This window comes from Cupriavidus sp. 05N40, from assembly GCF_056397305.1.
Window position 1 is genome coordinate 1 of record NZ_JBFTND010000282.1, and the last position, 7,360, is coordinate 7,360.

General features: G+C 57.6%; 8 protein-coding genes. 5 read left to right on the forward strand and 3 right to left on the reverse strand.

Annotation, left to right across the window (positions count from 1 at the left end; genetic code table 11):
• The 3 genes from AC1DO7_RS37615 to AC1DO7_RS37625 all read left to right on the forward strand — a co-directional run.
• Window positions 1–185: winged helix-turn-helix domain-containing protein (locus tag AC1DO7_RS37615; RefSeq protein ID WP_477117318.1), on the forward strand; the 185-nt coding region annotated here is incomplete at its 5' end.
• A 5-nt stretch (window positions 186–190) separates the two neighbouring features.
• On the forward strand, window positions 191–1,498 hold the full coding sequence (locus tag AC1DO7_RS37620; protein ID WP_477117319.1) for an ATP-binding protein: 1,308 nt from the start codon (window positions 191–193) through the stop codon (window positions 1,496–1,498).
• A 92-nt stretch (window positions 1,499–1,590) separates the two neighbouring features.
• Window positions 1,591–2,391, forward strand: coding sequence for a MipA/OmpV family protein (locus AC1DO7_RS37625; protein ID WP_441619095.1), 801 nt, complete (start codon window positions 1,591–1,593; stop codon window positions 2,389–2,391).
• Window positions 2,392–2,605: 214 nt separating this feature from the next.
• Here AC1DO7_RS37625 and AC1DO7_RS37630 read toward each other — a convergent pair whose 3' ends face one another.
• A complete protein-coding gene (locus AC1DO7_RS37630; RefSeq protein WP_441619093.1) occupies window positions 2,606–3,007 on the reverse strand; it encodes a C40 family peptidase in 402 nt (133 codons plus the stop codon).
• Window positions 3,008–3,225: 218 nt separating this feature from the next.
• Window positions 3,226–4,458: a class I SAM-dependent methyltransferase gene (locus AC1DO7_RS37635; RefSeq protein ID WP_441619091.1), complete on the reverse strand. Its 1,233-nt coding sequence runs from the start codon at window positions 4,456–4,458 to the stop codon at window positions 3,226–3,228.
• A gap of 532 nt (window positions 4,459–4,990) precedes the next feature.
• On the opposite strand from AC1DO7_RS37635, the gene AC1DO7_RS37640 reads away from it, so the two are divergent.
• Window positions 4,991–5,995, forward strand: coding sequence for a GlxA family transcriptional regulator (locus tag AC1DO7_RS37640; RefSeq protein ID WP_441619089.1), 1,005 nt, complete (start codon window positions 4,991–4,993; stop codon window positions 5,993–5,995).
• Between the two features lie 49 nt (window positions 5,996–6,044).
• On the opposite strand, the gene AC1DO7_RS37645 is transcribed toward AC1DO7_RS37640, so the two are convergent.
• Window positions 6,045–6,371, reverse strand: a complete 327-nt coding sequence (locus tag AC1DO7_RS37645) for a DMT family transporter (RefSeq protein WP_441619087.1) — start codon at window positions 6,369–6,371, stop codon at window positions 6,045–6,047.
• Between the two features lie 740 nt (window positions 6,372–7,111).
• Here AC1DO7_RS37645 and AC1DO7_RS37650 point away from each other — a divergent pair.
• Window positions 7,112–7,360 (forward strand): SLAC1 family transporter (locus AC1DO7_RS37650; protein WP_477117320.1); only part of this gene is annotated, 249 nt, incomplete at its 3' end.

The following is a 7,360-nucleotide window of genomic DNA, read 5'->3' on the forward strand; positions in this document are numbered from 1 at the left end:
GAACTGTACTAGATCGAGACCAAATTCTTAAGGAGCTGCGTGGCTTTGGCTTTGACGGCTTCGACCGGTCGGTTGACAACTACATTTGCAGGCTGAGACGTCACTTCGAGGACTCATGGGATAAGCCTGAACGCATCAAGACCATTTGGGGCCAAGGCTATTTATTAAGCCCTTCGGCCTGGTAGCAACCGTGCGACGCTTCCTTATCCGATTGTATGTATTTGTCCTGGTTGCCACTTTTTCCGCAATTGCATTGGTGGACCTTGGCTTGCCGCGGGTCTTCCATAGCCGGTACACCGAGATGCAGCGGGAGGCCGTTCAAGGGTACTCCGACCTACTCTCGCAACGCATCCTCTCCCATCCATACGCCGAGTGGCCGCATGTCATCGACGATCTGAATCTACGCAGCCGCAACCGGCTTTCGCTGGTATCAATTCCTCCGTCCGACCTCATACACGAGCAGGACCTCGCAGACCTGCACGATGGTCTCCCGGTGTTCGCAGCCGACGGCAACGCTTTCTACCTGCGCCTTGGCTCGACAACGTTAGCCGCCCGCGTTGGAAAAACAAAGTTCAGAACACAGGCCGTCTTCTACGCCGCGTACGGAATTGTCGCAGCGCTGGTTCTCGCCGCAAGCTTGTTATGGGTGCGTCGCCATTGGACTGAACTGGATTCACTAAGCTCTGTCGCCGAAGAGTTCGGGCACGGCGACATGTCCGCGCGCTCGCAGCTCCCCCGAACATCCTACATATCCGGACTAGCTCGCCGTTTCAATCAGATGGCCGATCGCATCGAACTCTCTTTTGAGGCGCAGAAGCATCTGATGAACGCCGTGTCCCACGAACTCCGCACGCCAATCTCTCGCGTCGCCTTTGAGCTAGAGCTATTGAAGTCATCCACCTCTCTAAGCAAGGTACATGCGCGCGCGGAAGCAATGCATGGGGATATCAAGGAACTGGAGTCGCTCGTAGCCGAGATTCTTGAACTCGGCCGCCTGGAGCACCTGCTGCCGGGCGTAACTCGCGCACCGTTCGATGTCCAACCCGTCATCGAGATGGCGATAGAGGCAACCAGGCCTGAGGCCGCCGCTGCGAACATTTCTGTCCACGCCCAGCTTAATGGCGTTYCCCGTCTATGCGGCGAATCGCACGGCATTGGCCGCGCCCTCGCGAATCTTCTTCGTAATGCCATACGCTACGCCACCAGCAGTGTGGTGATCACTGTCCTTGAGACGTCAGGTCATACGGTCACCATCTCCGTGGAGGATGACGGGCCCGGCGTCCCTGAGGGTCAGAGAGTGCTGGTCTTTCAGCCATTTCATCGTCTTGACAGCAGTCGCGACAGACGCACGGGTGGCCATGGCCTCGGCCTCTCTATCGTCATGCAGGTCGTGAAAGCACACCATGGGTCCGCCGTATGCGAGCAGTCCAAACTGGGGGGCGCTCGCTTCGTCATGCTTCTTCCTGGAGCGTCCGCCGACGGACGCAAGATGGCCTGACAACTGGAGACAAATCTACACAAAGCCATGACCCACGCAGGCAGGCTCCATTCGTATAGTCGGATGCACTATCAACCTGCCTGTTTTTTACCATGCGCAATCTACTACTACTCCTCGGCTGCTGTACCTTCGGTTTCGCCGCCGCATCCACCGTGGATAATCAGACTGGGAGTCAATCTCCATCGTCGACGACGTCATACAGCGTCGGCCTGGCCGGGGGTGTCGTGCCGAGGTACCTGGGCAGCAAAGACTACCACGCGGTGGCACTTCCTACCTTCGCCGTGACTTTGCCGAATGGACTCTTTGCCTCCGCGACAGACGGCATCGGAGCCCGTTTCAGTTCATCCAGTGGCTTTTTTGGCAGTGCTGCATTGACCTACGATCTGGGACGAAAGGACGAGAATCGACCTGGGCTCCCGGGCTCCGACCACCTGCGCGGCATGGGTGACATCAGCGGCTCCGCTGTCAGCGTCCTCCAACTGGGCTTTTCCCTGACCCCGCAGATCTCCCTCACCTCAACTTTCAGGGTTCCGCTCACGCACCGCGAGCGCGGAATCACTTCTCGTACCGCAGCGAAGTTCGACTTGGCAAAGACTGACCGGGATGTTGTTTCCCTTGATGTCGGCGTGCTCGCCGGAACCCGCAAGTACAACCAGACCTTCTTTGGAGTAACGGGGTCGCAAGCTCTCACTTCGGGCTTCAATGAATACGCCGCCCATTCCGGCGTATATGGCGCCGACTCGAGACTCGTCTGGACCCATAAGCTGACAAGCAATTGGGCTATCACCAGCGCAGTTTCGGTTACTGGCTTGCTCGGCGATACGGCGCGAAGCCCAGTTGTCCAGCGACGCCTTGCTGTGTACGCGCTATCGTCAGTCAACTACACTTTCTAAACAGGCTTCGGCCTGTCCGTGCGAGTCTGATGAGGCTCGAAGCGAAACAAACCGTCTGGAAGCGAATCGGTGACGACGACACCGCGAAACGCTTCCAGCCTATGACCGCCGTCAAGACCTCCGGTCAATCAAAGATTGCATTCATTGAAATTTCCGTTGGCAGATACGGCCCCTCAGGTGTTCGCGGCCGTATCGCGGCATCCAGATGCAGGCCTCACGGGCCGCAGACACACTGAGGACAGCGCCTGACACCGTTTACGATCGACCGCCACCGGAAGGAACGAATCGACCCGTACTCGACGGTCCCGCACTTGCCGAGTACGTGAACGAAGGCGCCTTCGGACAACAGGATTCCCACGTGGGAGAACGCTCTCATCTCGGTATTGAAGAAGACGAGGTCGCCCGGCAACGCCTCGGACAGTTCTACGCGCGGGAGCAGTTCTGCCGCCATCATCAAGTTCGCGGGGAACGCTCGTTCCGTTGTCTGCTCAATCACGTGGCGGACAAAGCTGAAGGCGCCGAAACCGCTTTCCAACGTTCCCAGGCCCGTGACGCAGCGATGACCGACCATGTTCTCGGCGTAATTGGCAATCGGGTTACTGCTATGGCGCACCATGCCCCCTTACACAGGAACATCAACGCGCCTGGCCTGGTCGAAGCGACCGTGCCAGTATTTCGCATTCATGCTCTCAGCCCGCACTGCGCCTCCCTCCGCTTCAGTTTCCCGAAATCCTTGGCGCATGGTCATATGGCTTCCGAAGGCCAGACGAGAGTTGAGCGACTCGCAAGATCAGGTCGCCACGACAGCAAGTCGCTAGCCGTGGGACCTGACTATTACTCCGTCTTTCGGTACATGTACTTCCGCGACCAGGGGATGGACCCCGCGTTGCGACGAGCCTTCTGCCCAACGACCTGGTAGATGGCCACGTTGTCGACATCAAACGCAAACGCGCAACCCGCCAGGTATACGCGCCAGATTCGATACTTCTTCTCACCGATGGCCTCGCGAATCTCCGCGGCCTTCTCCTCAAAACGCTCGGTCCACATAGACAGGGTCTGTGCGTAGTGCCTTCGCAGATTCTCGATATCGAGCGCCTCGATTCCGCCCTCTTGCATCGCCTTAAGTGCCAACGAGATATGAGGTAACTCACCCTGCGGGAAGACATACTTATCGATGAATCCGCCACCGCCATGGGGCGAGTCTGCACTAGAGGCATCGCTTGATGTGATGCCATGATTCATCACGACCCCACCCTCCGACAGCAAGGAGGCGACTTTCCCGAAATAGCGCGGCAGATTCTCCAGGCCGACGTGCTCGAACATGCCAACACTGGTAATCCGGTCAAAGGTACCCGCAACGTCGCGATAGTCCTGCAGGCGAATTTCGATCGACGACGCTAGACCGAGCCTCTCCACCCGCTCTTTGGCAAAGCGATACTGATTCTCGGAGAGGGTGATGCCAACGCACTTCGCCCCGTATTTCTGGGCGGCGCGAATGACAAGGGCACCCCATCCGCAACCGATATCCAGCAAAGTCTGCCCTCGCTGGACGCGAATCTTCGTCAGAATGTGGTCAATCTTCTTTAACTGGGCGGAATGCAGGGTCTCGCTTCCATCCTCGAAGTAGCCACACGAGTACACCATGTTCTCGTCCAGCCAGAGACTGTAGAACTCGTTGGAGACATCGTAATGATATTCAATGGCGGCCTTGTCTTCGTCCTTGGAATGCCCCAATCGCCGGACTGTCTGGGCCAATCGGTCCCACGTGCCCCCATCGTCCGAGCCCAATTCCGCGAGGCGATAGCCCATATGGATAATGTCGGTGATGTCGCCATCAACATCGATTCTTCCTTGCACATACGCTTCACCAAGACTGTCCAAGCTTGGCGATACAAGGTAAGGCAACGCTCTTGAGTCGCGTACCGACAACGTTACTTTCGGGTTCCCGAAGCGTCCCAGGTCGAAGGCGCTTCCGGTCCATAGCTTGATCCGCACCGGGACGTCCGCATCTTTTCTGACCCGAGCAACCCACCGTTCCAACCCTGCATCAACAGCCATTCGCAGCATACATATCCCTTCATTGAACCGAATCGAGCAAATCCCCAGCAAACGAATCGGTCCATTTCTCCAATGAATCTTTCGCTCTCTCATTCAGAGCCATCGCTAACCGGACCGCCGGATCGCTTCATCTGCGACGCTACGCCAAGCCGATTAACTCCAGGAACATTCTCGATTGCGGTGCTTTCCGGGTAAAGAGTCCCCACGCGGCATGGCCCGCCAACCTTGGGACAGTTTCCGCCACTACGGTTAGGCGGCCCCTTGAGCCGCCTGCAAAGAACGATCCACCGCACATCGGTCTAACCGAAATTTCAACTACGGTCATCAATGCCCCGTGAGTTGAAACCAGAAAAGCTCCACAACCCGAGACGATAGTTACCTCGCACGCGACTTGTGGATGCACATTACGTTAATTCCATCTTCATGATCTGCCCGGCAACAGATTCAGACTTTGATGCATGACATACGGCCATCTTAGCGACATTGTTTGGTTTAAATAATAGACTCGTTTCGTATCATCCAAGACCGGAATTTTCCCATCATGCACATAGCTATCTTGATCTTCCCGGGCGTGCAATTGCTCGATGTCGTCGGCCCAATGGATGTCTTCAGCGAGGCGGCGAGACAGGCAGGAAGCCCTCACGCGTATCGAATCAGCTTGGTGGGAATCGACGGAAACGTTGTCATCGCTTCCAACGGCATCCGTGTTACGCCAAACATGACCATTGCCGATTACCTCGGGGACATTGATACGCTACTGGTACCCGGGATGCAGAACAGGACGGCAATGGCGGTCGGGGAGATCACCGTGCAATGGCTGAAAGACCAGGCAAAAGTCGTGCGCCGGCTGGGCTCCATCTGCTCTGGCGCCATGGTGCTGGCCAACGCAGGGCTGCTGGACGGGAAGCGTGCCACGACCCACTGGGACGCCACAAACCAGCTCGCCGCCAGGTTCCCTCGTGTTCAGGTCGAGCCCGATAGGCCCTACATCAAGGATGGGCAGGTCTATTCATCCGCTGGCGTTACCGCCGGAATGGACTTGGCTCTCGGGATGGTCGAGGAAGACTTTGGGAAGTCCGTCGCGATGAAAGTGGCGCGGGAGCTTATCATCTTCCCGCGCAGGCTCGGAGGGCAGCTCCAGTTCAGCGGGCGTTCATGTGGCCCGCGGGTGCGGCCGCACGGTGAGATTTTCGAGGTGCAGGAATGGGTGCGCCGAAACCTGGACAAGCCGCTGACGATTGAGCAACTAGCCCTGCAGGCTGCCATGAGCCCGAGGAACTTCCAGGCGAAATTTGAGGAGGAGGCCAAGGTGGCACCAAGCATCTTTGTCGAGTCTGCCCGTGCAACCGAGGCAAGCAGACTGCTGAGGGAGACCACTTACCCGATTGCAAAGATTTGCACGATGTGCGGATTCTCGGATTCCAAGGAGTTCCGGTTCGTCTTTCGGCGACACTATGGGGAGAGCCCGCTCGCCTACCGCAGACAATTCGCCGGGCAGGCAAAGTCCGTTGACCCGACGGGTGGCCACGATGGCATGCAGGGATAGGGCGTCCAGCAAGCCAAGGCCGCCCCGGGGTTGGGCGGCGGGCGCCGTGCTAGGCCGCCTCCCCTCCAACCAGTCTCAAGCCAATCACGCCGCAGAGAATCAGCGCCAGGCAAAGGATTCGAGCGCCGGTTATTGAATCCCCAAGGAAAGCCATGCCCACTGCCGCGGTACCCGCCGCGCCAATACCCGTCCACACGGCGTATGCGGTGCCAACCGGGAGGCTACGCAGAGACAGCGTCAGCAGAACAATACTCGTCAGGCCCGTGGCGATGGCGAACAAACTGGGCCCTGGTCGACTGAACCCCTCCGACCACTTCATCCCAAACGCGAAAGCTATTTCCAGTAGTCCAGCAATAGATAGAATAGTCCAAGCCATATTTAATCCAATGTAAGTGGCGCCGAAATGACAGGCGCTATCCTCCCCCTGGGCAACGGCCCGGAATAATGTGCAGGCGTGCCATGGTGCATTGCGCATGGATTCCAGGATAAGGAGGACGGGGTAGCCTTCCGCTCGCGCGATGAGTACCGAGCATTCTGTACTACTAATTCTCCGTTTGACGGACAGCTTGAGTTCACTTCCGGCCAGACCGCTCTTTCTTTGAGCCTGGTCTACGCGTCAACGCGGATGGAATCACAACCCGCTGCTCGGCGTAGGCAAACCTGCAATTTCGGCCGTACTGAAAGGGCTATCTGCCACTGTCCGTATTTGCGGCGCCGTGCAGCGTACGCTGCACGCTGGAGGAAACGATGTCCCCTGCGCTCGTATGGGGGCGGGCCGGCGAGCCGGTGTAGTCCGTCCAGGGGTGAGGGCCTGGTTCCGAGAGGGCGTGTGATTTGCGAGGCCGCTGGCTGGCGACTTTCGCGTAGCGTGCTGCACCTGGGAAGGCCAATCCGGCCTCAAATACGACAAATTCGGCCATGCTGTTTTGGCTGGCAGAAACCAGATCGAAGGTTGGCCGAAACTGCCACATCTTGCATCTTTCAGTCGCGCACTCCGGCTACCATAATTCAGTCATTCCCAACGGGCCAACAAATCTGCGAGCCGAAGCATACGGCTAGCCGGACCCGTTTTCCTGGGTACGCTGCAAAATCAGACAATTTTTCGTGGAGCTTGAGATGAGTACGACTGTAAGTCATTCCGCTGGAGCAGAGGTCAAAACACACTCGGTCAGGCATTTGCCCGTCAACCTTTTTGGCGCGGTAATGGGTATCTCTGGCCTGTCTCTAGCGTGGCGATTGGCTCATCGGGCCTTTGGCGTCAACCCGGTCATTGCTGAAGTCATTGGAATTGTCGCAATTCTCACGTTCGTGGTTCTGTCTATCGGCTACATAGCCAAATGGATTAAGTATCCGGCGACCGTGCAC